We start from the raw sequence: 777 nt of genomic DNA, 5'->3' as shown, positions 1-777 counted from the left end.
AAAGATAGACCGTGCTCGCCTTTCCTCCGTTCCTTACCGCGAGATAGAAACTAGTCCATCTGCTGAGCCCCGCACCAGGAACGAGCGGGTTCTTGCTCGGATCTGGGAGGATCTATTAGGCGCCGAGCGGGTGGGAATCGACAGCAGTTTCTTTGATATCGGCGGCGATTCTCTTCTCAGCGTACGTTGCGTCACGCTGGCGCGCTCACCGTCAACCAGCTTTATCGAACACCGACCATCAGGGAGTTGGCGGCCGGGGAAGCGGAGGCGGCACCCCACAACGTGGCTTCCGCGGACGGCTTACTGCCTGTGCCCCCCGTAATATCGTTTTGGAATTCTCTTGTCGGCTTTGACGAGCATTTTAACCTCGGCGATCTGTTCTTCTTGCGCAGCGGCATCCTGGACATCAATATCCTGGACCGCGCTCTCGCCCATGTCATCGAGAGGCACGAAGGCCTCAGGCTCCGCGTTGCCCGAACCCAAGATGGACTACGGCTGGGGATTGGCGCTTGTCCGGCCGAGCGCATCGTGGAGGAGATCGATCTCGTCCGGATGACCGGCCCAGACCAGCGCAGGACAATCGAGAGCGTCTCGGCAAGACGTCAACACATGTTTCGGTTTGACGGCCACACGCCTCTCGTTCACGTCGTGGCCTTCCGTGCTTCGGAAAGCGGCGATTATTATCTGCTGGTACTGGTGCATCATTTCGTAGTGGATGGGATGGGCTATCGGCTATTCCTGGAAGCATTGGAGGACGCATACAACGCTCTTGCTGCA

At 58.3% G+C, this 777-nt stretch carries 1 protein-coding gene; it reads left to right on the top strand.

Translation table 11 applies throughout. The annotated features are described in order from the left end of the window. Nucleotides 1-186 precede the first annotated feature (186 nt). On the top strand, nucleotides 187-777 hold a 591-nt coding region (locus I6F24_RS37290), incomplete at its 3' end, for a condensation domain-containing protein (protein WP_225131595.1).

Source organism: Bradyrhizobium sp. BRP23, assembly GCF_020194135.1.
Classification (GTDB): Bacteria; Pseudomonadota; Alphaproteobacteria; order Rhizobiales; family Xanthobacteraceae; genus Bradyrhizobium; species Bradyrhizobium yuanmingense.
This window is presented reverse-complemented; position numbering and strand designations above follow the sequence as displayed.